The sequence below is a fragment of the Proteus sp. NMG38-2 genome (assembly GCF_020640995.1).
GTDB lineage: Bacteria > Pseudomonadota > Gammaproteobacteria > Enterobacterales > Enterobacteriaceae > Proteus.
The window spans coordinates 1,568,105-1,594,555 of the sequence record NZ_CP085481.1; the positions used below are offsets into that span (position 1 = coordinate 1,568,105).

General features: G+C 36.0%; 18 protein-coding genes. 16 read left to right on the top strand and 2 right to left on the bottom strand.

The annotated features are described in order from the left end of the window. The first annotated feature begins 27 nt into the window (after positions 1–27). The 10 genes from LG402_RS07325 (at position 28) to LG402_RS07370 (ending at position 21,819) form a co-directional block, all read left to right on the top strand. Entirely contained in the window at positions 28–1,194 is a 1,167-nt protein-coding gene (locus tag LG402_RS07325; protein ID WP_227336701.1) for a hypothetical protein, read from the top strand. A 432-nt stretch (positions 1,195–1,626) separates the two neighbouring features. After that, entirely contained in the window at positions 1,627–3,339 is a 1,713-nt protein-coding gene (locus tag LG402_RS07330) for a ShlB/FhaC/HecB family hemolysin secretion/activation protein (protein ID WP_227336702.1), read from the top strand. 80 nt (positions 3,340–3,419) lie between these two features. Next, entirely contained in the window at positions 3,420–16,940 is a 13,521-nt protein-coding gene (locus LG402_RS07335; protein WP_227336703.1) for a hemagglutinin repeat-containing protein, read from the top strand. Continuing rightward, complete coding sequence (locus LG402_RS07340) at positions 16,924–17,163, top strand: hypothetical protein (protein WP_227336704.1); 240 nt, start codon at positions 16,924–16,926, stop codon at positions 17,161–17,163. Before LG402_RS07335 ends, LG402_RS07340 begins: the two co-directional genes overlap by 17 nt. 19 nt (positions 17,164–17,182) lie before the next feature. Beyond that, positions 17,183–18,445 (top strand): VENN motif pre-toxin domain-containing protein, encoded by a 1,263-nt coding sequence (locus tag LG402_RS07345; RefSeq protein ID WP_227336705.1) that lies wholly within the window; start codon positions 17,183–17,185, stop codon positions 18,443–18,445. Further along, positions 18,442–18,675: a hypothetical protein gene (locus LG402_RS07350; protein WP_227336706.1), complete on the top strand. Its 234-nt coding sequence runs from the start codon at positions 18,442–18,444 to the stop codon at positions 18,673–18,675. Before LG402_RS07345 ends, LG402_RS07350 begins: the two co-directional genes overlap by 4 nt. Before the next feature lie 220 nt (positions 18,676–18,895). After that, entirely contained in the window at positions 18,896–19,261 is a 366-nt protein-coding gene (locus tag LG402_RS07355) for a hypothetical protein (RefSeq protein WP_227336707.1), read from the top strand. Positions 19,262–19,388: 127 nt separating this feature from the next. Next, positions 19,389–19,625, top strand: a complete 237-nt coding sequence (locus tag LG402_RS07360; protein WP_227336708.1) for a hypothetical protein — start codon at positions 19,389–19,391, stop codon at positions 19,623–19,625. Positions 19,626–19,933: 308 nt separating this feature from the next. After that, complete coding sequence (locus tag LG402_RS07365) at positions 19,934–21,403, top strand: VENN motif pre-toxin domain-containing protein (protein WP_227336709.1); 1,470 nt, start codon at positions 19,934–19,936, stop codon at positions 21,401–21,403. 14 nt (positions 21,404–21,417) lie between these two features. After that, positions 21,418–21,819 carry a hypothetical protein gene (locus LG402_RS07370; RefSeq protein ID WP_075674330.1) on the top strand — a complete coding sequence of 134 codons (402 nt, stop codon included), beginning with the start codon at positions 21,418–21,420 and terminating at the stop codon, positions 21,817–21,819. Positions 21,820–21,864: 45 nt separating this feature from the next. Here LG402_RS07370 and LG402_RS07375 read toward each other — a convergent pair whose 3' ends face one another. Next, positions 21,865–21,990: a SymE family type I addiction module toxin gene (locus LG402_RS07375; RefSeq protein WP_075674337.1), complete on the bottom strand. Its 126-nt coding sequence runs from the start codon at positions 21,988–21,990 to the stop codon at positions 21,865–21,867. 212 nt (positions 21,991–22,202) lie between these two features. Here LG402_RS07375 and LG402_RS07380 point away from each other — a divergent pair, with 212 nt between their 5' ends. From LG402_RS07380 to LG402_RS07390, 3 genes are read left to right on the top strand one after another with little or no spacing between them, the layout of a single operon-like run. Continuing rightward, positions 22,203–23,024: a VENN motif pre-toxin domain-containing protein gene (locus LG402_RS07380; protein ID WP_227336710.1), complete on the top strand. Its 822-nt coding sequence runs from the start codon at positions 22,203–22,205 to the stop codon at positions 23,022–23,024. 13 nt (positions 23,025–23,037) lie between these two features. Next, a complete protein-coding gene (locus LG402_RS07385; protein WP_227336711.1) occupies positions 23,038–23,397 on the top strand; it encodes a hypothetical protein in 360 nt (119 codons plus the stop codon). A 1-nt stretch (position 23,398) separates the two neighbouring features. After that, complete coding sequence (locus LG402_RS07390) at positions 23,399–23,653, top strand: hypothetical protein (RefSeq protein WP_166541448.1); 255 nt, start codon at positions 23,399–23,401, stop codon at positions 23,651–23,653. Positions 23,654–23,722: 69 nt separating this feature from the next. Here LG402_RS07390 and LG402_RS22340 read toward each other — a convergent pair whose 3' ends face one another. After that, complete coding sequence (locus LG402_RS22340) at positions 23,723–23,833, bottom strand: type I toxin-antitoxin system SymE family toxin (RefSeq protein WP_166541450.1); 111 nt, start codon at positions 23,831–23,833, stop codon at positions 23,723–23,725. Positions 23,834–24,099: 266 nt separating this feature from the next. Here LG402_RS22340 and LG402_RS07400 point away from each other — a divergent pair, with 266 nt between their 5' ends. From LG402_RS07400 to LG402_RS07410, 3 genes are all read left to right on the top strand, one after another. Then, on the top strand, positions 24,100–24,540 hold the full coding sequence (locus LG402_RS07400; protein ID WP_227336712.1) for a hypothetical protein: 441 nt from the start codon (positions 24,100–24,102) through the stop codon (positions 24,538–24,540). Then, the gene (locus LG402_RS07405; protein WP_109410252.1) at positions 24,527–24,754 is read left to right on the top strand and encodes a hypothetical protein; all 228 of its coding nucleotides are present in this window, start codon (positions 24,527–24,529) and stop codon (positions 24,752–24,754) included. The genes LG402_RS07400 and LG402_RS07405 overlap by 14 nt, the downstream gene beginning before the upstream one ends. Before the next feature lie 446 nt (positions 24,755–25,200). Beyond that, entirely contained in the window at positions 25,201–26,451 is a 1,251-nt protein-coding gene (locus LG402_RS07410) for a VENN motif pre-toxin domain-containing protein (RefSeq protein WP_227336713.1), read from the top strand.

Here is a 26,451-nt window from a genome sequence, read left to right on the forward strand (position 1 = left end):
CCTTATTTTATAGGTGGATGCATAACAATGAAAATGCGTAATTTAATGATGGCATCACTGACTTCAGTATTAATGACTTCGTCATTTAATGTTTTAGCTGGAACAGATATGGGTGCGATGACATTAAACTTAACTGGGGTGATTGATATGAATATTAATCCCACTCAAGTTCAATATATAAATGGTACATTGACTGGGACTAGTAGTTTTCCTGGGAGCCCTGTTTATGATAATAGCAGTAACTCTTCTTGGGATACTAAGTATGCGATTATTTCATTAAGTCAGTCAAAAACGAGATGTGACGCTACATTTGTTTCTAAAGTTCCTGGGCAAACTAATAAATATGGTCTGAAGTTAACGCATGCCAATAATTCAAGGACTGCAGTATATGTAACACCACAGTTTAACTTCAATGTCAGTTTATCTAGTTTTAGTTCTAATTATCAAAGTGCTTATTCAGGACAATTTTTTCAGGTGAACACTAATCTTGTTGATAAAGAATCATCCGATATTAATGTATGTTTTGTGCCATATAATTATGCGACAGCAACAGTTCCTGGTGGCGGTTCAAAAGTTGTTAGTGTTACAACACCGAGTTCATTTCCTGTTTATATTGATGCTAATTTAACGCCTGGTAAGTTAACGTATAAAGGCACTCCTTTTTACGTAGGTAGTTTTGGCCGGATTGGTGCTGGTGACTTTTTTGCACAAGTTAACGTAATTGCAGATGTAACAGTAAAACGTTCTTGTGCTGTTACAGGTGTATCTAATCAACAAATTAATGAAAATATGACATTTACAAATGAAGTCATTAAAGACTCTGTATTTACATTATCCTGTGGCGGTACAGGTAACCCTGTAAATATGTCAGCGGTGATTAAAGAGGGAAGCTTAGATCCAAGTAATGTAAATAAATTAGTCTTAGCACCTATTAATGGCACTGTATCTAACAAAAAGCCTTGGGTTATAGGATTGCCTTATAAGCAAACTTCAACACCGAATTTAAAATGTGCTGATGAAAATAATAACAACTTATTAAAGTTCAATAATACAGATATTGAGCTAAGTGGAACCAATATGGGGAATAATCAACCTGATATATTTGGTATCAAATGGGCTCTTTGCAAACCAGAGGGCACAAAAGCAGGTGAATATCGCGGAAAAGTGGATGTGAATATTTTTGTCCGTGGATAAATAGAGTAATTTAAAAAAGAAAAAAGTGGATCTTAGTATCCACTTTTTTTATGGAAGATATTTTTATTTCCACTTATTTAATTTAAGGTTTTATTTTAACTTGAATAAATATTTCAATAATAAATAAATTATTTTAATTCAAGGTATTTAAACTAAATAAATGACTATGGTTTAATTAAAAGTAAAATTTATTTTAATTTTTATAATTAATTAAGATTAACATTAATTAACTTATTAAGTAATTTTTGTGATTACATAAGGCTAATTGTTTAACATAAGTTGATTTTTTTAATCTTTACATTGTCAAGGTTACGGTATTTTATTTGTTATTCATTTTTTGATATTTACTTTATATATTTTAATATCAATAATGTTAAAGATTAGATGTACCCTAAATACAATTAAAATTACACACTCTATTTATTGCACAATATGAAAAAAATTATACTCTTTTTAAATTTATGGGTGTTTTTTACGCTCTTTAATACTCCCATATCTTCAGCTGATGCTTCTGAAAAAGCGACGGAAATCTTTAATCAGCAACAACAGCATAATCAAAGTCAACAAGAAGCACTTTACCAACAATTAACACCTGAAATACCTAATATATATTTTGATATTAGCAAATATGAAGAAACAGAGAATAAAACAGAAGAAAAGCTTTGCTTCCAAATAGAGCACATTGAAATAACAAATACCGAAGTTATTCCCCATTGGGTTAATTTACCCCTTTTTAAAACTGAATTTATAGGACAATGTTTGGGGGTGAAAGGAATAAACGCTTTAGTGACTCGTATGCAAAATCGGTTATTAATGCATGGGTGGATCACCACGCGTATTGTTGTACCTGAACAAGATATTAGTCGTGGAACTTTATATCTAACAATAGTTCCCGGCATTATTCGCCATGTTAAGTTTACTGATGACTCTGATAAATACGCCTTGCTGTATACCAGTATGCCTGCACATAAAAAACAACTACTCGATTTGCGAGATATTGAACAAGGGTTAGAAAATCTGCAACGATTACCGGTTGTTAGTGCAGAAATGGAAATAAAGCCAGGTGAAAATGCAGGTGAAAGCGATATTGTGATAAAGCGAAAACAATCTCGTTTCTGGCATACTTCATTGTGGATAAATGATGCCGGATCACCTGCAACAGGGCGTTATCAAGGTGGTTTAATGTTAGCACTAGATAATCCTTTAGCGCTGAGTGATTTGTTTTATTTATCAACAGAACGTGATTTAGACTTTGTTGGTAGTAAGAATAATCAAAATATTATGGCGCATTATTCAGTGCCTTTTGGCTATTGGTTATTCGATATTAACGCCTCGAAATATGATTACTCTCAGACTGTAGCAGGCCATATTAAAGATATTCTCTATTCAGGAGAAAGTGATAGCGTTAATGCAGGTGTGTCATACATTCTCTTTCGTAATCAAAATAGTAAAACAACATTACGTTATAGTGTTCAAGCTAAAGTATTACGAAATTATATTGATAATACCGAAATTGAAATACAACGCCGGCGAGTGAGTCATTGGCTAGTGAATCTCTCGCATCGTCAATATTTTAGCTTTGGAACTTTGGACGGTAGTATAAATTACCAAAAAGGAACTCGCTGGTTTGGTTCAATGGCGGCTTACGAAGAAAAGTATCTTGATAATTACTATGCAACAGATAAAGCGAATATTTTAACGTGGCGCGCTGAATTAGATATTCCAATATCTATTGGCCAACAGCAATTTAAATACCAAGCAAGCTATCGCAAACAAATGACTCACGATGCATTAACACCCATTGATCAATTTGCAATTGGTAATCGTTGGTCTATTCGTGGATTTGATGGTGAAAGAACGCTCAGCGCAAATGAAGGCTGGTTTTTACAAAATACATTGAGTTGGCGATATCCTGCAACAGAACAGTTTATTTATCTTGGTGCAGACTATGGTGAGTTAAAAACAAATACGGATAACCCTCGATTATTAGGTAAACATCTTGCTGGTGGTGTTGTGGGTATAAAAGGTTCGTTATTTTCATCCACAATAAAATATGATTCGTTTATTGGCACACCATTATCTAAGCCAGATGGATTTAAAACAGATCATGTTAATTTAGGATTTAGTATTAACTTTAATTATTAAAACACAGTATTAACTCAAATATTAAATAAAAAATAATAATTAAGTGAAATTTTATTGTCTTTTTGACAAGGAACTTACATATGAATAAATTATGTTATCGTGTTATTTATAATCGTACTCGACAGTTAATGGTTGTCGTTTCTGAATTAACTAAATCAAGTGGTGAAAATAATAAACGAAATAATATTATTTCATCGCCTATTCGTACATCACTTAATAGTGTGGCCTTTATTTTACTATTAATGCAGGGATTAGTGAGTTTTTCAGCACAAGCGAGCCAAATTATTGCTGATCAACATGCGCCTCAAAATCAACAAGCAACGGTATTACAGACAAGTAATGGGCTTGCTCAAGTTAATATTCAACAACCGAATCAACATGGCGTTTCTCGTAATCAATTTACGCAGTTTGATGTTGATAATAAAGGCGCAATCTTAAATAACAGTCTGCAAGATACACAAACTCAATTAGCGGGCATGGTAACCGGTAACCCTTGGCTCGTTAATGGTGAAGCTAAAGTTATTTTAAATGAAATTAATAGCCAAAATCCGAGCCAATTAAATGGTTTTATTGAGGTTGCAGGTCAACGTGCTGAAATTATTATTGCGAATCCAGCAGGGATCAGTTGCCAAGGTTGTGGCTTTATTAATGCAGTAAATACCACATTAGTTGCCGGTAATGCACTAACGCAAGATGGTGCAATTACTGGATATGAAATTAACAATGGTAAAATTGTTATTTCAGGAAATGGATTAAATGATACAGCGAGTGATTACACGCGTATTTTAGCGCGAGCGGTAGAAGTAAACTCACGTCTTCAAGCTAATAAATTAGAAATTACCACAGGGAAAAATATATTAGATAACGAAGGTAATATTGTAAATCAGGATGACAAAGCTGAAAAACAAACTGACTATGCCATTGATGTTGCACTGGTTGGTGGTATGTATGCTAATAAAATAAAGCTTGTTGGTACTGAACATGGTGTAGGTGTACGTAATGCTGGAGAAATTGGTGCTGATATTGGTGGTTTAACTCTTAATGAAAATGGGCAGTTAGTTAATAGTGGTAAAATCCAATCTTATTCAGAATTAGATATAAAAACAACGAGCCTTAACAATCAGGGGGCTATCGTTGGTAAGCAAAACCTAAATGTTACTGTTGAAAACCATTTAGCAAATAGTGGTACGTTACAAGCTAAAAATAATATTCAAGTTGATGCAAAAGGAACTGTTTCTCAAACGGAAGTAGGTAAATTTCTTGCACAAGAAAATATTCAGATTGATGCTAAAAACTATTTGGCAGAGAAAAAAAGCCAGTTAGGTGCTGGCGTTGATAATAAAGGTAATATCTCAAAACCTGCAACGTTGACATTAAATATAAAGGATGAATTAAATTCTGCGGGTCAACATTTAAGTAGTAGTGATATTGCTTTTAATGCCAAGAGTATTGATCTTTCAAATAGTCATACTCAAGGTAAATCACTGCAAGTAAAAGCGACAGAAGGCCATGTAACTTCTGACTCAGCTCAGGTTAATGCTGAAAATATAGTGCTTGATGCGGGTACTTATATCTCAAATCGCCACGGTGAAATTAAAGGTGAGACAGTTTCACTTACAGCACCTCAATTGATTGATAATACCAAGGGGAAAATTACACAAACAGGCTCTCGTGAATTATCTTTCAATGCAAATGAGTTAAATAATCAACAAGGTGAAATTAATGCACAAGGTGTGCTGACGTTTAACAACCAAATATTAAACAATCAAAAAGGAAATATTCAAAGTCTAGGGAATCAATTAATAGTAAAAGCAACAGAACTGAATAACCAGCAAGGTATTATTTCTTTACCTAAACAAGGGCTATTAGCTATAGAAGCCCAACATCTTTCTGGAAGAGAGGGAACATTATTATCAGCGGGCGACTTATCTTTACAAGGTCAACTGCTTGATTTAGAAAAAGCAACAACGCAGGCTGATAATATAACTATTACTGCAACTAATCTGAATCATGATAATGCGACCTTAAAGCAAACAGGTGATAAAACAACCTTTATTACAGTTAAACAAACACTCAGTAATCAACAAGGCAAAATTCAGACTCAGGATCAGTTAACGCTTAAAGCAAGTATAATTAATAATAATCAAGGCGAAATCAGAACATTAAATAATGATCTTGCTATAACAACACAACAAAATTTGATCAATACTGAAGGTAAATTAATTGCAACTGCCCAGAATAAAATCAATGCAAGTCAATTAGATAATTCCAAAGGTCTTATACAGGCTGAAAAAAATATTTCACTTACCTTAATGAATGAGCTGAATAATCATTCAGGTAAAATAATCACGTCTGAAGATAGTCAACTTCAAGCTGGTCGATTGATAAATGAGCAAGGTGAAATTGGTGCCAATACATTAAATATAACGCTGAATAACGAAGCTAATAATAAAAAAGGTATTATTCTCGCTCAAGATACGCTCCATTTTACAGCAAAAGGTATCGATAATAGTGAAGGCAGTATCCAATCTGAAAGTAATATGTGGATTGATACCAAAGGATATACATTAAATAATCAAAATACCCAGCATTCAGGCGGTATAATTAGCCGTATTGCATTAAATTTACTAACAGGAAATATCAATAATATTCAAGGTGTTATTAATGCCAGCAAAACCATTGACATACAAGCCAAAACAGTCAATAACCTAAAAGGGCAAATAGCAACTAAGGCGAATTTTACTGCTGAAACTCAAGGCTGGAATAATACTTCAGGATTAATACACGCATTAAATATTACAATAAATACTAATAAACAAAAGTTTATTAATCAGGATACACAAGATAATCAAGGTATTCAGGCTAGTCAAAAACTACAATTAAATACGGGTGTTTTAGATAACCATAAAGGTAATATTGGCGGAAAAACCGTATTGTTAACAACAGAAGGGCTAGATAACGGACAAGGTATTATTGATGGAAAAACGTTAGATCTGAATACAGGTAAATTTACCTTAATTAACCAATTCGGGAAAATAAGTTTAACTGAAGCTGCAGATTTAAAAACGGGTGAAATTAATAATCAACAAGGGTTAATTATTACAGGTAAAGATTTAACAATTAATAGCCATCAGCAAATAATCAATAATCGTGAAACAAAAAAGAGTGGTGGTATTGTTAGTCAAGGGAAGTTAACACTAGAAAGTGGTGAGCTTGATAATCAACAAGGGCAAATGCTTGCTAAGCAAGCAATAAACTTAACTACCCAAGCTGTAAAAAATAATACAGGTAAAATTGTTAGTGAATTATCGAGTTTAACACTTAAAGGATTATCGTTAGATAATACTCAAGGTCATCTCTTTTCTTCTAAAAATTTACTATTAACGTTAAGTGATAAATTGACTAATCGTTTCACGAAAGAAAATGACCAAGGTATTGAAACACATGGTTTATTAACGATTAAAAGTGGAAATATCGATAGCACTAAAGGACGTATTGTTTCTGGTGACAAATTAATATTAGAAAGCAATGATCTGATTAATCAACAAGGAATTTTGGGTAGTCTAAATAATAATTTATCTATTACTAGTAAAGCAATAAATAATGATGATGGCTCAATCAGTGCTTATGATATTAATATTAATACACAAGGTGAAAATTTAAGTAATCAAAGCCAACAAAGTAGTAGCCAAATTTTTAGCAAGCATAACCTTACGATTGAAAGTGGTGAAATAGATAATACTAAAGGTAAATTAGTTGGTAAGAATGCAATTAATATCACGAGTAATGGAGATTTAAATAACCAAAAAGGTCAAATATCCAGTATTCATTCTTTAGATATCACGACAAAAAGCCTAAATAATACTCAAGGGCAGATTTCCTCAAATAAAACTATCACAGTAACTTCCGATAATAATATAGATAATACAGAAGGAAAAATAGAAGGACGTGATAGTGTTAGGATCGAAAATAATGGACAATTTAATAATACATTAGGTCAAGTTATTGGGAAAAATAATGTTAGTCTTTTATCAAAGGGTGATTTAATTAACTACAAAGGGCGTTTAGGGAGTGAAAAATCATCAGTAACACTAAATACCTATCAAATTGATAATCGTTATGGCGTTATTTCAGCACAAGATACTTTAGCATTAGATACAAATAAATATGGTATTAATAATACTGATACTAGCCAAAGTGGTGGTATTGTTAGTCAAAAGAATATTATCTTAAAAAGTGGTGAATTAAATAATGAAAAAGGTCATTTAATTGCTAAAACTGACCTGAATATTAATACTCATCAGCAAAAAATAATTAATAATAATGGAATTATATCTGCTGATAATGGTCTGTTAACAGTAGATTCAACGGCTATAAATAATGTATCTGGGTTAATTTATTCTCTTAAGAATATGCTTGTTAATACTCAAGGTCATGATATTGATAACAGCGATACTAAGAATAATAAGGGGATCTTGACTAAAGGAAATTTATTATTAAATGCAGGTAATATTTTTAATGTGCAAGGTAACTTAAGTGCTGAAGGCTTAGTAAAGATAACTTTTAATATATTGAATAATGAACAAGGAAAACTTGCTAGTCTACAAAATAATCTAACCTTAACAGGAAATCAGCTTAATAATAACAAAGGATTAGTTTACGCATCAGAAGAACTCAAAATAATACTAAAAGAGTCACTCAGTAATAATGAAACAGTTGATGATCTAGGTATTATTAGCCATGGTAACATTGAAATTACAGCGAAAAATTTTGATAACCAACAGGGGCGTTTGATCGCCAAAAAAGACAATCAACTAACTTTTAATGAAATTAATAATCAGCAAGGCACAATAGCAAGCCAAGCTGGAAAATTAATAGTAGATAGCCAATCATTATTCAATTCTTCAGGATTAATAAGTGCTTTTTCCTTATTAGATATTAATACCCACAAACAGAAAATAGATAATCAGCAGGGTGTAATAGTTAGCCAGTCTGACAATATCACTATCAATAGTGGTGAAGTAATTAATAATTCAGGTTTAATCACGGGAATAAATAATGTAGAAATTAACACCCATGATCAACATCTTGATAATAGTCACACAAAAGAGAGTGGAGGTATTGTTAGCAAAGGAGAGTTAACGATCCATGTAGGTGATCTTATTAATGAAGATGGAAAAGTAATATCGACGACAAAACAATCTCTTTTTACTCAAGATATTAACAACAAAAAAGGGAAAATTGGGAGCCTACAAGAGAGTGTTTCTATTGAAAGTCTAGCTATTAATAATCAAAATGGATTAATTAGTGCTAATAATAATCTAACTATTAATACTCAAGATAATGAATTTGATAATAGTAACACTTTATCTAATGCTGGAGTGATTAGCCAAGGCACACTTAATTTATTTACAGGGAAATTAAATAATCAATCTGGATATCTATTTTCTGCAAAATCACTATTACTTAATAGCCTTGGATTGAATAATCAAAATGGTGAAATTGCCAGTCAATCTAATGGCCTTAAATTAGTAACACAAGCACTAAACAATCAAAAAGGGACACTTTATTCGGCAGGCTCTTTCTCGTTAGATACTCAAAATAATCAATTAGATAACAGCCAAACTTTGACTAAAGGCATTATTAGTAAAGGTCCGTTGATACTAATAACGGGTAATATAATTAATACTCAAGGACGATTAGTTTCGGACGATAACGTTAATATCACAAGTGGTAAATTGATTAATAACCAAGCACAACTTGGTAGTCAATATGGTAAGTTAAATCTGACCACAGCAGAAATTGAAAACAAGAAAGGTGTAATTACTGCGAAAAATGACTTAATCATTAAAGCACAACAACAAAAAATTAATAATCAAAATGGAACAATAAGTACATTAGCTAAACTGGTTATAAATAGTGGTGATTTGATTAATCACTTTGGAAAGATTGCTTCTAATCAATATGCTGATATTACAGCAAAACAACTCGATAACACAAAAGGCACTATTGCAAGTAATAGTGATAAGCTGAAATTACAAACAAAAGATGTTAATAATAATCAAGGTCTGATTTATGCGGGAAAAGCATTAACAATTTATGCTGATGGCGAATTAAATAATACTGAAAATAAAGCGACTGCAGGTATTGTTGCTAAAGATGATCTTAACCTGAAAGTTAAACAACTTAATAATCAGGAAGGATTAATTTCAGTAGTAGGAAATTTAGATCTAACTAGCCTTGAAAAAATTAATAACCAACAGGGATTAGTTACTGTTGGAGGAAAAACAGATTTAACAACTCCCCAATTAAATAATTTCCAAGGGAAAATATCATCTTTGGGTTTATTAAAAATAAATCATGGTGATTTTTTATTCAATAATCGTGAAGGCAATTTAGTTTCTTCTGATAATATTTGGCTAAAAAGTGGAATATTAGATAATCAATACGGTAGCATTACTGCAAATAATACAGTAACGATTAATAGTGCTGATTTACAGAATAATCAAGGTACGTTATATGCAAAATCGACTTTAAACGTTAATGCTCAAAAATTAGATAATACAGAAGGATTATTACAGTCCGATAATCAGTTATCAATAAATACCAATAAAAAAACACTAATCAATACTAAAGGTAGCATCATTAGTGGTACGGAAACACAATTAAATGTTGGTACTTTAAATAATCAAAAAGGCTATATTCAAGCCATTGAAGAGCTAAATATTCAATTAAATCAACAAGCATTAGATAATCAACAAGGAACGTTATTATCCAAAAAAGATATTATTATTCAAGGAAGTAGTGTAAATAATAAAGACGGAAGTATTGTTAGCGGAAATAATACAAATATTACGTTGGAGCAAGATTTTAATAACCAATTAGGACAAGTTCAATCTCAAGGCTTATTAGTCATCAATGCTCAGAAACTAGATAACCAACAAACTCAAAATGATGAATTAGGATTAAAGGCAAGTAATATTCATATTTCAACTAATGAACTTCTTAACCATCAAGGTGTTATTCAGGCGAGTGAATTATTAAAATTAATACCAGCGGAAAAACTAAATAATCAAAGTGGTTTGATTTCCGCAAATGAATTAACTATAGGTGGATCACCAAAAAATAACTTAGCCATTGATAATAAAAAAGGGCTGTTAGCTGCAACGGCACAGCTTCGTTTATGGGCTGAAAATTTAACAGGCGATGGTGACGTTATCTCGGCAGGTAAAAGTGAAATTCAGCTCAAGAATGCTTTTGTATTAGATGAAAATGCCACAATTAAAGCTCAAGATTCATTAATATTTTCTTCAGAACAAGAAATTGATAATCGTGGATTTATTTATGCAGGTGAGCAACTTTCACTGCAAGCAACGAGCTTCACTAATTATGAACCTGTAAAAAATAATGAGATCGTTACAGCGCGTATTGCAAGAAGTGTTGATGAGTATGAAAAACGTAATGGTGAAGTGAGTGCTAAAAATCTGGCGATTACAGTATCAGATAATCTGCACAATACAGGATTGATTGATGCCTTCGGGGGAAATCTTTCCTTAGTTGCAACGACAATCTATAACCAAGTTGGTGGTCGTATATATGGCGATAATATTTATATAAAAAGTCAGCAATTTGATAATAGTGCGAAACTTGATGAGATTGCGCCCGTATTAGCATCTCGTGAAAATTTACAGCTTTTCAGTAATAAGATAAATAATCGTAATCATGCCCTGATTTATAGTGGCGATGATATGGCAATTGCGGGTTTTGATACCAAAAATCTGTCAGAAAGTATCGCTGCTGATGTCCTTAATAATGAAAGTGCATCAATTGAAGCAAATGGGAATTTATTTGCTCATGTTTCAGAAATTAATAATCGTGATCTCTATTTAAAAATAAGTGATCCTGAAAAAGTGTCTGAAATTCCAATGTATCAATTTGGTGTTGATTACAGTAGTGATAAATTTGACGCTGATGATGAAAAAATTTGGTACAACATAAACACTCGTGAACATTTATTAAATATTAATGGTAGACAATATAAAGATTTTTATGAATTTAAATATAATATCATTACAGAAGAATCTAAATTATTACACCGTGATCCTGCATTAATATTAGCGGGTAAAGATATTACACTAAAAGGTGATAATTTAAACAATGTAGATAGTCATATTATTGCAGGTGGAAAACTGATTATTGATGGAATGCATATTAATAATCAGGAAACAGCTGGACAACATATTGAATACCATGAAGGTACAGCAATAAAGCATAAACGCCCAGGTAAGCGTAAAGCTGGACGTAAGAAAAAAAGCAGTTCGACTTCAAGTACTCATTATGGGCCATTTGAGGTGGTTACTGATTTGCCATTGGGCTTATTAGAATATAAAGAAAACAGTAATCAAACGTCAGATAAACGTCCAGAAGCAAGTAAAACTGATGAAGTTATTATATCGGCTAAGCCAAAATTTGGTCTTTTAAATATTAAAGAAAAGAGTATTGATGTTCATACTGAAAATATTGCTTCTATTACCTTAGATAAAGGCACCGAAAAATTAGCTAATGAATTGTCATTAACACAACATAAAGATAATTTATTAACTGAACAAAATGATTTTATCTTATCAGGGCAGATCGAGACCCAAAAACTTGATGAAACTATTGAGCAAAAAACGGCTGAAAATAAAGTTTTAAAACTAGGTGATGAAGCATCTATTATTGAAATTAAACAGACTGAAATTAATCAGCCAAATTTAACCCCACCTGAAATAAAATATGTAGATAAACAGCCTTTAGTGCAACAACCTATTGGTAAAATTATTACAGTACCTCAATTGGATAAACCAACCGAAAATAAAACTATTGAGGTTAATATTCAAACAGTAGCGCCAATATTGAAATTACCTGAGAATCGTTTATTTAACTTAAATAAAGGAACGGATAGTCAATATATTGTTGAAACAGATTCTCGTTTTACCAATAAAAGAGAGTGGTTAAGCTCAGATTATATGCAGAATGCATTATCGGTTGATCACAATAACACACATAAACGTATTGGTGATGGTTTCTATGAACAACGCATAGTACGCGATCAAATTATTCAATTAACGGGTAATCAATATTTAGATGGGCATAATGATAATGAGCAGCAATATCATGCATTGATGGATGCAGGTATTCGTTTTAGTGAAGAGTTTGGTATTAAACCGGGTGTAACACTAACACCAGAACAAATGGCAATGATCACGGCTGATATGGTGCTATTAACCAGCAGGGAAATCACTTTACCTAATGGTTCTGTTGAAAAAGTGTTGGTGCCACAAGTTTATGCCAGAGTATTACCTGGTGATTTGCAAAATAGTGGCGCATTGCTTTCAGGTAGTGAAGTTATTTTAAATAATATTCCAGAGCTGAAAAACCAAGGTACTATTTTAAGTAAAAATGGATTACAAGCATCAACAGATAATTTAATAAACCAAGGTCTTATAAAAGGAAAGACGGTTGATTTAACAGCGTTGCATGATATTAAAAATGAGGGTGGCCAAATTGCAGGGCAGAGTCGTGTTAATTTGCAAGCGGGTGATTCTCTTATTAGTACTGCAACAATAAAAGGTGACGAGACTAATCAATGGATAAATCGTGGTGCTGCCATTTATTTAACTGAGCCCGATGGCGAAATTGCATTAAAGGCAACACGTAACTTAGAACTGACGGCAACAGATATTTTAGCCGGTGGTAATAGCCAAGTATTATTAAATGCAGGTGAAAATATTGAGTTAGGAACTATCAATACGGTTCGCCAAGAAAATATAGATTGGGATAGTAAAAACTATCTGCATAAAACGACGCAAGAAGAGATAGGCTCTCGCCTTTATGCGGGTGATATTACATTGCAATCGGGTGAGGATATTCATCTGACAGCAACAGATATTCAAGCCACAGGACTGTTAGGATTACATGCAGGTAATGATATTTCGCTAAATAGTGGTTACTCCTCAATTGATCAAATTGCCCATAGTGTCAAAAAAGACAAATCGTTTGGTTCATCGGAAACACGCACTACGCATGCTGAAATTCATAATAAACAGGCAACAGGCTCTCTATTAAAAGGGAATGAAATTTCGGTTTCTGCAGGCAATAATTTAACGGCACAAGGCAGTGAAATTATAGCAACACAAGATATTAATCTGGATGCTGGTAATCAATTATCACTAACAACGGCACAAGAATTAGAGTTCCAATCTTATGAAGAAAAGATCAAAAAATCAGGGATTGGCGGTACTGGCGGTATTGGTTTTACCGTCGGAAAATCAACTTTTGAACAGCTGAATAACAGTGATGCGATTACCTATAAAGGCAGTGTAATCGGCAGTACTGAGGGTAATATTCGCATAAATTCGGGCGATGCTCTCACTATAGATGGCAGCGAAATGATTGCCAAAAAGGAGATATCTCTTACTGGGGATTCTGTTGACATTTCTTCTTCTGAAAATAGCTATACCGAATTAAGTCGAACTAAAAGTAAACAAAGTGGTGTGACGGTTGCCCTAAGCGGTACGGCAGGAAGTGCTATCAATGGCGCTATTGCGGGATACAAAGCCGCCAAAGAAGCCGACGATAGCCAAATTAGTACCTTACAAAGCATCAAAGCAGGGCTTTCGGGTGCTCAAGCGGTGGGAGCGGTGGCGTTAGATAATGCGCAATCAGGTACAGATAATGAAAGCACAACGTTAATTGGTGCTAATGTTTCTTATGGTAAAAGCTCGTCTGAATCAGAAACCATACACCAACGAAATATTGCTCAAGGCAGTAGTTTAAGTGCAGGTGAAAGCCTCTCTATCACCGCAACAGGTAAAGAAACAGGCGATATCACGGTTACGGGCAGTGAACTGCAAGCTGGCAACGATCTCTCGTTGATTGCTACCCGTGATATCACTTTACAGTCAGCACAAAACCAAGAAACAACAGACAGCAAAAACGAAAGTAAAAGTGCTTCTGTTGGCGTTGGTGTAACGGTAGGCTCTGGCGGTGTTGGCGTTAACATTAATGCCAATGGTAGCCGAGGTAAGGGATTTGAAGAGGGCGATCATACTTATTATACCAATACGACGCTAAATGCAGGGCAAACTCTTACCTTACAAAGTGGTCAAGATACAACCCTAAAAGGCGCACAAGCTCAAGGTGATGAAGTTATTGCGAAAGTGGGTGGGGATTTACACCTTGAAAGCCAGCAATCCATTGATGACTACAAATCGAAGCAATCGAGCGAAAGTGTGGGTGGTAGTGTCAATGTGATGGGCACACCGGGAGGTTCAGCCAATATCTCGTTTAGTCGCGATAAAATGGACAGTAAATACCGTTCAGTGGAAGAACAAACTGGCTTATTTGCGGGCAATCAAGGATTTGATCTTACCGTGGGTAAACATACCCAACTTGATGGCGCGGTGATCAGCAGTAAAGCCGATGCAAAAAATAATCAGTTAGATACAGGTACATTAGGCTTTAGTGATATCCATAATTACGCAGAATATAAAGTTGAGCATCAATCTGGTGGTGTAAGTACTTCAGGTGGCGTTGAAGGGAATATGCTGGCGAATATGGGCCATGCATTAGCAATGGCAGGCAACCATCGTGACAGCGCTGAAAACACCACTCAATCTGCGGTATCACAAGGGACATGGATTGTGCGTGATAGCGATAATCAACAGCAAGATATCGCACAATTAAGCCAAGATACCGATAATGCTCACAGCACGTTAAATAAAATTTTCGACAAAGAGAAAGAGCAAAATCGCCAACAAAAACAACAATTAGTGGGCGAAATTGGGGCGCAGGTTATCGACTTAGCAACTACGGTGGACACTATTCGTGGTACGAACCAAGCGAAAGCTGATTCAAAACTCGATAATCTTTCTGATACCGCTTACGACAATCTTTATCAAGCCCTTTCAGAAACTAACGATAACGTTACTGAGCGTGATATTCAAAATCACCTCTTCCAGCAAGCATTACAGGATTATACCAACCAATCTGACTTTGGTACGGGGGGCAAATACACCCGTGCCATCCAAGCCATCACCGCATTTACACAAGGTGTAATGGGCAACAATATTGTTACCGCGATTGCTAATGGTTCAGCGCCTTATCTTGCTAATGAAGTGAAAAACCAAATCCAAGGTAATAGTGTTGAAAGTGATATTCAGCGCACCATTACCCACGGCTTACTGAATGCCGGTCTTGCTCTAGCAAAAGGTGAGAATGCCTTAGTGCAAGCCTCTGGCGCAATGACAGGGGAAACAGTGGGTATTTTATCGCACTCACTTTACGGTAAAACTCCCGAAGAACTCACCGAGACTGAAAAGCAGAATATAAGTGCATGGGCAACGTTAACTTCCGGTATTGTCGGCGGTTTAATTAGCGATAATAGCACCGGAGTTGCCAATGCCGCCCAAGCCGGGAAAGTGGTGGTTGAGAATAACTTTTTGGGGGATATTTCACGCGAGGCATTGGATAAAAGCCGTGAGGCGTTACGGGAAAACAAATATACGGAGAGAGATGTTCGTGAGTTACTGGCGTTGGAAGTCCGTGACCAAATCAGCGATGATCTGTTAAATCAGTACCGGAAAGATCCGGCGTCCTTGACACCGGAGCAGCAACAGAGATTTCTGCAGGAATTGCAGCAATATGCCTATGAAAAAACTCAGTTGTATGATGCAAAAACTGCCGAACAGCTGGTCATTTTGTTGTTAAAAGAAGGGGATTCGTCGCTGATCCCGAACAAAGGCTTCCCATACGCAGGCCGTACAGAAGCGAAAAATGCTTGGGCAGACGGGGAAAGACAACAGGCATATGAGCAAGACGGATGGCTGGATGCCCTGAACTGGACGCGTACACAAACTGAAGAAGAAAAACTATTCAAAAAAGCCGATAATCTGGCCAATACGTATGGCTACCACAGAGATAATGCGGCTATCGGTGATGCTCCCCTTCAGGTATTGCAGGGTGGTTTGACAATCCGAGTTATGACCCCACTATTGGAAGGGGCAGGCAAAGCTACGGCATATTTATTGGGGGATGGGACAGGCAAAATAATGCTTATGACGGGAACAATAGGCGCCACAGCGAATGCTGGGGTTCAATATGGATTTACAGGAAAAGTCAATCCCGTGGATGTAGTATTTTCCTTTGGGACAGGTGCCATGACGGCGTATACGAAATTTGGGGGAACTGTTGCCTGGAATGCAGGCATGGGGGGAGCTGCAAGTATGTTCAAGGGAGAAGATCCTTCTGCAATCTTTATAAATACGTTCAGTGCAGGTTTTGGTTCTAGTGTGGGATATGGTTTCGCAGGTAAGCCTATAAGTTATGGATGGAATCAATATAAATTGTGGAAAACAGGAGGTTGGGATCCCAAATACAACCCTAAATTGCAAGGTGGAGCTATAAATGGATTATACGGACTATCGAAGGATATGAAACCCCATCCTTTGCCTGGTATTTTGGGAAATATGGGGGCTGCAGGCACAACTGAAACAACAAACGCTCTGATGCAAGAGGAAATTAAAGAAGTTAAGGAAAAAATGGATGAGAACAAAAAATAATCAATTAATATTTGTGGTTATAATGAGCATTATATGTGGGCTTGCCATGTTTCTGATAGTTATAATATCCTTTTTCATTGGAAAATGCCTAATTTGGTGGTTTGTAAGTGGAGAATTTACTTTTTCACTTGAGTATGTAGAAAAGGCTTTCAGAGTTGGTTTGATCACAGGTCCAATAGTTGGAATAGGGACTTGGTTTATAGAATATAAGTTACGTAGATGATATTAAGATCCCTGCTCAAATGCTGGGATTTTCCTTTAGCTACTACTCTGTCTCAATATTCTGGATAATTATTGCCTGTAGTCAATGCACAGATCTGCGCCAGCTACCCTGCCACAAATTCTGCCGCTTCCAGCAAGCCTTACAGGATTATACCAACCAATCTGACTTTGGTACGGGGGGTAAATACACCCGTGCAATCCAAGCTATCACCGCATTTACGCAAGGTGTGATGGGCAACAATATTGTTACCGCGATTGCTAATGGTTCCGCGCCTTATCTTGCTAATGAAGTGAAAAACCAAATTCAAGGCAACAGTGTTGAAAGTGGTATTCAGCGCACGATAGCTCACGGATTACTGAATGCAGGCCTTGCACTGGCAAAAGGCGAGAATGCAGTAGTGCAAGCTTCTGGCGCAATGACAGGGGAAACAGTGGGTATTTTATCGCACTCACTTTATGGCAAAACTCCCGAAGAACTCACTGAAACTGAAAAGCAGAATATAAGTGCATGGGCAACGTTAACTTCAGGGGTTGTCGGCGGTTTAATCAGCGATAATAGTGCAGGCGTTGCCAATGCCGCTCAAGCAGGGAAGGTGGTGGTTGAGAATAACTTACTTGGTGGAAATGAGCTAATGCATACTCAACTGGCACAGGAATATGGTAAAGATAGAATGTCATGTGTGGAAAATTCTAATTCTGAATCATGTCAGAGAGGCAAAGCGCTACAACAAGCTTATATTTATGCTTTAGCAACAGGTAGTACGGGAAGTGTTTCTTTGCTTTCAACAAGTGCGCGAGTTATGTGGTTTATCGGTGCAGGTGCCAATTCAGGAGTACAATATATCGATTCAAAAAAAGTTAACCCAGTGAATGCAATAATTGCAGGTTGGGTAAATGTAATGACAATAGGAGAAGGATGGAAAAGTACAGTTTTCTTTAATGCAGCAGGAGGAGCCCTGACGAATACGATAAATGATGAAAGTGCAGCGATGGGGGCAATCACGACAGGAAGTGGAGCATTAATGGGGTATGGATTAGGTAATTTTATAGTAAAACCTGTAACTAATTGGGTTGGTAAAATAATAACAAAAGGCAATAATCCCAGATTTAATGAAGTGTTGAGAAAATATTCAGAGTCAGAGGTTAAGGGAAGGTCTTATATTATGCAGGAAGTATCCGAAAGTAAAATTCCTTCTGGAGCAGGTAACTTAAGTAGTAGTGCTATATCTGAATTAGGTATTTTTTATATACAAAAAAAAGATGAAGAGGAAAAAAAAGAGTGAAAATAATTTTTCTTATTATAGTGTTAATGATTATGTTTATATTTGTTTCATTTATAAGTGTAATGATTTTTTATTTTTTAGTGGAGGTGTTTTTTTATTTTTATTCAGATATCTCAATTTCATTTAAAGTTAATGAAATAAAAAAAGTATTAAAAGTAAGTATTGGTGGAGGTGCAATTATGGGGTTAGGTATTGGAATGTTATACATAAAAGAAAATAAACTAAAATAATTTTTTAGAATAAAATTTTAAACTTTGAACTATTTTAGATATTTTAACGTAAATTAATAATACTATGAATATAAGATTAATAGAATTTCTACACTCGGTTTATCCAGAGTTACTTATCGATGTTAGTTATATAAGAGGATATTCTGATGAAGAAATCTCCAGCATGGAACGCCTTTATGATATTAGAATCACAGGGCAATTCTATGAGTTTTTAAGGTGTATGGGGCGCTGCAGTGGTGGTCTTTTTGGTGATGATCCTCTAGTGTTTTATCAAAATCAAGAGACCATAAGAGGTGATATTTTATTTCAAATTGGTGCAAGAGAAGAGCTGGCATCGATCCAACGACATGATTTATTAAAACAAAAACCATTTTTCATTTCAGTAGAAAGTTATACACAGTATCTCTTTTTACTAACAGATTCAGATAATCCAGACCTTATATTTAATTATAATGAAAATGATGAATGTGTAGAGAACACTAATTGGGATCTGAATAGTTATTTACAGCATGTTATCAATGTTTATACTCGCCATTATCCTGTTGCGCCTCCTTTTGACCGACACGGTGAACTTATTATCATTTAAATAAAAACCCTATCTTATGAACTGACCCCAGTTCATTACAATAGATTTTTTTATTTTGCACAGAAAATTCTTAGTTATGTAGAGGAATGCTACTTTATTGGTTTGATGATGAAACATATTTTATGGAATGCCTATTAATTATGGCGGATTGCAAACATATAAAGCTGATGAAGTAAAAATTATTGATAATCAATTAGATTTTAAAACAGTCTTTTTTTCAAATGATGATGCAAAGAGCGTCCATCATTGGGCTTTAATTGAAGAATCATTATTAGATGACTTGCTTGAATTAGATGAAACCGCCTATAAAAGATTTTTAGAGATATTAAAATCAGAAGGTCAGTTAGACGATAATTTTTATTGATAATAGATCCCTGCATTCACAGGGATCTCCCTTAACCCTTCACTTCTTTGCCAATCGGATAATCAACTTCCCAGCTTGGCGGGTAAGGGAGCAGTGGTTGCCTACCTCAAACTCTAGCTCACTCAACTACTTACCACTGAAAGTCAGTTTCGGGTTGGGGAGGGTACCTGGGTTAGGGGTATAACCCACTGTATAGTGTCTGGTTTTAACCTCCTATACTTTAGCTGTCTGTGTTTTTACACTACAATCGCGCTTAGCAATAGGGACTACCTTCGTTAGTTGCGCAGGTTATCGACTTAGCAACCACGGTGGACACTATTCGTGGCACGGATAAAGCGAAAGCCGATTCAAAACTCGATAATCTTTCTGATACGGCTTACGACAATCTTTATCAAGCCCTTTCAGAAACTAACGATAACGTCACCGAGCGTGATATTCAGAATCACCTCTTCCAGCAAGCCTTACAGGATTATACTAACCAATCCGACTTTGGTACGGGGGGTAAATACACCCGTGCCATCCAAGCCATCACTGCATTTACGCAAGGTGTCATGGGCAACAATATTGTTACCGCGATTGCTAATGGTTCCGCGCCTTATCTTGCTAACGAAGTGAAAAACCAAATTCAAGGTAATAGTGTTGAAAGTGATATTCAGCGCACGATAGCGCACGGCTTACTGAATGCAGGCCTTGCATTGGCAAAAGGCGAGAATGCAGTAGTACAAGCTTCTGGCGCAATGACAGGGGAAACAGTGGGTATTTTATCGCACTCACTTTACGGTAAAACTCCCGAAGAACTCACCGAGACTGAAAAGCAGAATATAAGTGCATGGGCAACGTTAACTTCAGGGATTGTTGGCGGTTTAATCAGCGATAATAGCACCGGCGTTGCCAATGCTGCCCAAGCAGGGAAAGTGGTGGTTGAGAATAATTGGTTGAGCACCAATCAACTAGAAAATTTTGCACATAAAGCAAGAAATTGTGTCGGTGAAGAATGTCAGCAAGTTATTCGTGATATGGTTGATGCCAATATTCGGCAACAGGAAGAGATAAAGCAAATTTGTTCAACCTCACCAGAGCAGTGTAAACAGCAGTATGGATATTTAGTTGAACAATGGAATGCTTTCGATACAGGAATAAAACATCTTGCAGCAGATAAATCGTTGCCTGATGATTTTCGTGATTATTTGCCTGCAGTGTATATGTTGAGTATGGATGCGACAGGGATCACAGTCGAACATCAGTGGGCTAAACGATTTGAGGCAATGGGGCTTGAACCAGAAACAGCTGGTTTGATAGCGATGGCACTTCCCGGAATGATTAATAGTGGAAGTGGTAAAGGAACAACTAATAAGCAAACGAGTATTCCTGTTGTAAAACAACTGAATGTAAGTAAAGATAAATTTATTTCTCCAGAAAATCCGGGAATTACACAATCGAGAGTGAATGTCGCAAATGTAACATTTGATAATGGTAAAATAAGAGGGTTTGACTATGCGATGGGTAAACATGGTATTGATGCTAGTGTGCCTAATAAAAGCCGTTTTACTGTTACAAATAATGAGGTTAAAGAGTTATTACAACGACCTGATATAGTTAATAAAACTGTTTATAATCCAATTCAAATAGGCGGAAAAGTTGAAACTGATAAATTTGTGAGGCAGGTTGATACAGGTAAGTCTATTGGTGTTGATCAAAGTGGAAAAGGTACGTCTATTATTACCATTATTACCGATAAAAAAGGTAACTTAATCAATGTATTCCCTGGCTCATTATAAATGATAGGATTTTTATGCCATTAATTAGCTTAATAAAATCATCTAATGGTGATAATGAGAATGAAGTATTATACCGAACCTTTCATGAACGCAATGCTCGTTACCTAGAAAGGGAAAATCAATCGGATAAATTTAAGATAATTTGGAATATTGATGACGCATCACCATCTGTTTTTATGAACTCTGATGATTTAGTGTCACTTCTAGAAGATCTTGAAATTCTGGTGCAAGAAGCATGCAAGAATAATGATCATGAGATACTCAACCATTTGAAAGAAATAGCAGTTTTATGTAAATTATGTTTATGGAATGAAAGTTTATTTTATTTGGAATTTTCTCCTTGGGGAGTTAGTCTTGATAGTTACCCAACCAAGATACCGGAGCAATATAGATTTAATATTTCTACTATAGATTAATGTCTGCGATTTAGAATCTAGCAAGTTCTGGGGGGCTTATCTACCTTATTCCTCAGCTAGCCGGATAATCCACTGTCCGGCTTGGCGGGTGAGAGTGATGTTGCTACCCATCGTAAACCCTAACTCACTCAGCCAATTACCTCTGATAGTCAGTTTTGGACTCGCAATTATGGACTAATTCTCTGGTGCTAGTTTTTCTAATCTAAATTACGATCAATCTTTATCAAGCCCTTTCAGAAACTAACGATAACGTTACTGAGCGTGATATTCAAAATCACCTCTTCCAGCAAGCATTACAGGATTATACCAACCAATCCGACTTTGGTTCGGGGGGTAAATACACCCGCGCAATTCAAGTCATCACTGCATTTACGCAAGGTGTAATGGGCAACAATATTGTTACCGCGATTGCTAATGGTTCAGCGCCTTATCTTGCTAATGAAGTGAAAAACCAAATCCAAGGTAATAGTGTTGAAAGTGATATTCAGCGCACCATTACCCACGGCTTACTGAATGCCGGTCTTGCTCTAGCAAAAGGTGAGAATGCCTTAGTGCAAGCCTCTGGCGCAATGACCGGCGAAACAGTGGGTATTTTATCACACTCACTTTATGGCAAAACTCCCGAAGAACTCACCGAGACTGAAAAGCAGAATATAAGTGCATGGGCAACGTTAACTTCCGGGATTGTCGACGGCTTAATCAGCGATAATAGTGCAGGTGTTGCCAATGCCGCCCAAGCCGGGAAAGTGGTGGTTGAGAATAATGCGACAGCTGCTAAGCCAATCATTAAAGGTTTAGAAAAGGGTTACGAATGGTGCATGAAAAATGCGACCTGTCGAAATGGTCTTATGCAATTAGGGGTAAATATTGGTTTAACATCAGCGCAAATTCAAGAAGCCATGGATGCTGGAGCTGCTGCCAGAAATGGTGATATAAAAGCGATGAGGAACCTTTTACCGGAACAGGTTGCTTATATTGATGAACAAATAATTCATAACAAAGGGCTCGCAAGGTTAATATTTGGCTCTGAACTTTGGGGTGGCAGGCTTGGTATACCATTACATACTGGTGGTAATCAAATGCCAGATCAAGATAGGATTGATACGGGTGGCAATCAGATACCAGACCAAGGGCAGACTGATACTGGAGGAGATCAAATATCAGTCCAAATTTGGACAGATACTGGTGGTCACCAGATACCCTAAACCAAGAGATAACTTGACAGAAACACCAGTACCTGAAAAACCAACGTTAGATGACCTTGCTTATCTGGACAAAATTACGCAAGGTGAACATGCGGGGATCAGAAATAAAGAGGGTCGGCCAGTTGGTTCCGTCATTAATGATGTTCAGAAATCGAGACCTTCCGATATATTAATACAAGATGATGGTCGCTGGGTTGTAAAAGGTAATGATGGAAGAATACATCTAATTGAGCCTGATGGCGAAGTGGTCACGTCATTTAAAAATAGCGACAAAAATACGGCTCAACGTATTAGAGATGGTCGATGGAATAGACCTAGTAATGAAAAACTAGATGAATTTAAAGAAAAATTTTCTGATTATGTGAGGTGGTAAGATGGATACACTAAAAATTAATTACATACCAGAAGCAGATGTAACTTTATTTGATATTCGTTTATCTGAATCGGAAGTTGTAATTTATACAGATTGCTTAAATTACGTTTTAACTCATTTATCTGATGAGCAAATATATGAAAAAACGGAATGCTCAAATAAACAAGAGTTATCACATTACTTAGCAGATCTAAAAAATCTAATAAAATCAATGGAGAATAGAAGATACCTTCCAGATAGGTACAAAGATCTATAAAAATAATGGCATAGTGGCTATTTAAACAGTGACTATGCTGACAAGTTTTAATCTTTTACCTCAATCAGTTTACTCGTTCTCAGCCAGCTGGATGATCAGTTGCCCAGCTTGGCGTGTGAGGGTAAAGTGACTGCCCACCGTAAATCCTAACTCACTCCACCACTTACCACTGAAAGTCAGTTTCGGGTTGGGGAGGGTATCTCAGTTAGGGGTATAACCCACTGTATAGTGTCTGGTTTTAACCTCCTATACTTTAGCTGTCTGTGTTTTTACACTAAAATCGCGCTTAGCAATAGGGACTACCTTCGTTAGTTGCGCAGGTTATCGACTTAGCAACCAATGAGTAAGGCTATTAGCCCTTATGTATCGAGTTGGTTAGGTAGCACTACTGTTGCTAGCCGTGTGGTAGGTGTAACAACTACCACACGGCAAATTTAGGCATGCAGGTGCATAATATTAACACAGACCCAAAAGCGAGCTTTAGTTATGCAAGCTTTGGTTCTTCTTTGTTAACAGGAGGAATAACATCAGGAATGGGGTATTGGGGAACGCTCACAACCAATACTATTGGTGCGGGTATTTCAAGTTTAATTGATGGAGGATCACCTTGGGTCTCAATGGAAGGCGCATTAGTTGGTTCAACAGCCGGCTATGGAGGCACAAAATGGTTAACTCACCATTTTGATAATAAATTTAATCCTTGGTCTAACGGGCTTAAAGAACGCCCATTAGTTTTAATGCCATCAATTACAGCTCCGCCGAGTATATCGCCAATGCCTGGAATTATAGGTAGCCTTCTTGGATCCGCGGGTTCAGAATATTTAAATAAAGAGACTAGCGAAGTATTGAAGAAAATCAAAATAGAGAACGAAAATGAAAGTAATTAATTATTTTTTAATGTTATTTTTTTGTTATTTTGCACTGGTTTTTATTACATTTTTATTGCTTGGTTTTATTGTTGAATCTATTCATTATATGAAATTAGGTATTTTTTACATTGATATATTCTTTTTAAAACAACCGATTATTTTTGGGGGAGTGTTTGGTTTGAGTTTTAGTGGTATTCATCTATTTGTGAATTATTGGGAAAATAAACATTGAGCGGCTAAGTCAATCATTAAATAGATATTAATTTTGTAGTGTCCAGCCAAACATCAGTCTGTAATTACTATCACCAAAGGGCGCAAGACATAATCCTTGGGTGTTATGTTGAATTGCCGAAGGCAATTGCCCTGTGGTGATGAAGGTTGTAGGTGTATAGGTGGCATAAATTTTAGTAAATTTATTTAATTATCTATAATATTTTGTTTTGAACTAATGATCTGGTACTAATCCTTTGGCATTATTTTATTAGCATATTTTTCTAATCTAAATTACGACAATCTCTATCAAGCCCTTTCAGAAATTAACGATAACGTCACCGAGCGTGATATTCAGAATCACCTCTTCCAGCAAGCATTACAGAATTATACCAACCAATCCGACTTTGGTACGGGGGTAAATACACCCGTGCCATCCAAGCCATCACCGCATTTACGCAAGGTGTAATGGGCAACAATATTGTCACCGCGATTGCTAATGGTTCCGCGCCTTATCTTGCTAATGAAGTGAAAAACCAAATTCAAGGTAACAGTGTTGAAAGTGATATTCAGCGCACCATTACCCACGGCTTACTGAATGCCAGCCTTGCACTGGCAAAAGGTGAGAATGCAGTAGTGCAAGCTTCTGGCGCAATGACAGGGGAAACAGTGGGTATTTTATCACACTCACTTTATGGCAAAACCCCCGAAGAACTCACCGAGACCGAAAAGCAGAATATAAGTGCATGGGCAACGTTAACTTCAGGGATTGTCGGTGGTTTAATCAGCGATAATAGCACAGGCGTTGCTAATGCCGCTCAAGCCGGAAAAGTGGTGGTTGAGAATAATTGGTTGAGCACCAATCAACTAGAAAATTTTGCACATAAAGCAAGAACTTGTGTCGGTGAAGAATGTCAGCAAGTTATTCGTGATATGGTTGATGCCAATATTCGGCAACAGGAAGAAATAAAGCAAATTTGTTCAACCTCACCAGAGCAGTGTAAACAGCAGTATGGATATTTAGTTGAACAATGGAATGCTTTCGATACAGCAATAAAACATCTTGCCGCAGATAAATCGTTGCCTGATGAGTTTCGTGATTATCTGCCTGCAGTGTATATGTTGAGTATGGATGCGACAGGGATTACAGTCGAACATCAGTGGGCTAAACAATTTGAGGCAATAAGATTAGATAAAGAAACCTCCATGGTGATGGCTATGACACTTCCTATGCTGATTGGTAGCCAAGGAGCTAAAGGAGGTGGAAATAAAGTCATTAATCAAACTAAAATCAATCCTAATCAGATAAAAGAAAATATCGTTACCAGCCAGAGAGGGAATAATTCAAGCAATTTTAAAGTGCATGTAGATAAGCAAGCTGAACTTAATAGTTCACTTAACAAATTTCCTTTGAATCCTCACGAACTAACAGAATTTTTAGATGTTAAACCTAAAATATCGACTACTCAACATGGAACAACGAGGATGTTTTGGGAACCAAATGCGAATACAAGAATACGTTATGAAAGTCATCCAGGAGATAGTGGTCCTTTTAATCCTCGTCATCATGGAGAGCATTATCATATCGAAATTAAGCCAAATAACTTAACTTGGAATCAAGCTAAAAAACAAAATGCTATTCAGAAAGTAAAACCAGAAAATTATGAGGTTGGGCATGGAACGGGATTCTTACCAAATGAACGACATCCGGGAAAATAA

Bases quoted from the DNA above. Each gene is read 5' to 3' on its own strand.
- LG402_RS07325 (WP_227336701.1), top strand. From the start codon at position 28: ATGAAAATGCGTAATTTAATGATGGCATCACTGACTTCAGTATTAATG.
- LG402_RS07330 (WP_227336702.1), top strand. From the start codon at position 1,627: ATGAAAAAAATTATACTCTTTTTAAATTTATGGGTGTTTTTTACGCTC.
- LG402_RS07335 (WP_227336703.1), top strand. From the start codon at position 3,420: ATGAATAAATTATGTTATCGTGTTATTTATAATCGTACTCGACAGTTA.
- LG402_RS07340 (WP_227336704.1), top strand. From the start codon at position 16,924: ATGAGAACAAAAAATAATCAATTAATATTTGTGGTTATAATGAGCATT.
- LG402_RS07345 (WP_227336705.1), top strand. From the start codon at position 17,183: ATGCTGGGATTTTCCTTTAGCTACTACTCTGTCTCAATATTCTGGATA.
- LG402_RS07355 (WP_227336707.1), top strand. From the start codon at position 18,896: ATGGGGCGCTGCAGTGGTGGTCTTTTTGGTGATGATCCTCTAGTGTTT.
- LG402_RS07360 (WP_227336708.1), top strand. From the start codon at position 19,389: ATGCCTATTAATTATGGCGGATTGCAAACATATAAAGCTGATGAAGTA.
- LG402_RS07370 (WP_075674330.1), top strand. From the start codon at position 21,418: ATGCCATTAATTAGCTTAATAAAATCATCTAATGGTGATAATGAGAAT.
- LG402_RS07380 (WP_227336710.1), top strand. From the start codon at position 22,203: ATGGGCAACAATATTGTTACCGCGATTGCTAATGGTTCAGCGCCTTAT.
- LG402_RS07390 (WP_166541448.1), top strand. From the start codon at position 23,399: ATGGATACACTAAAAATTAATTACATACCAGAAGCAGATGTAACTTTA.
- LG402_RS07405 (WP_109410252.1), top strand. From the start codon at position 24,527: ATGAAAGTAATTAATTATTTTTTAATGTTATTTTTTTGTTATTTTGCA.
- LG402_RS07410 (WP_227336713.1), top strand. From the start codon at position 25,201: ATGGGCAACAATATTGTCACCGCGATTGCTAATGGTTCCGCGCCTTAT.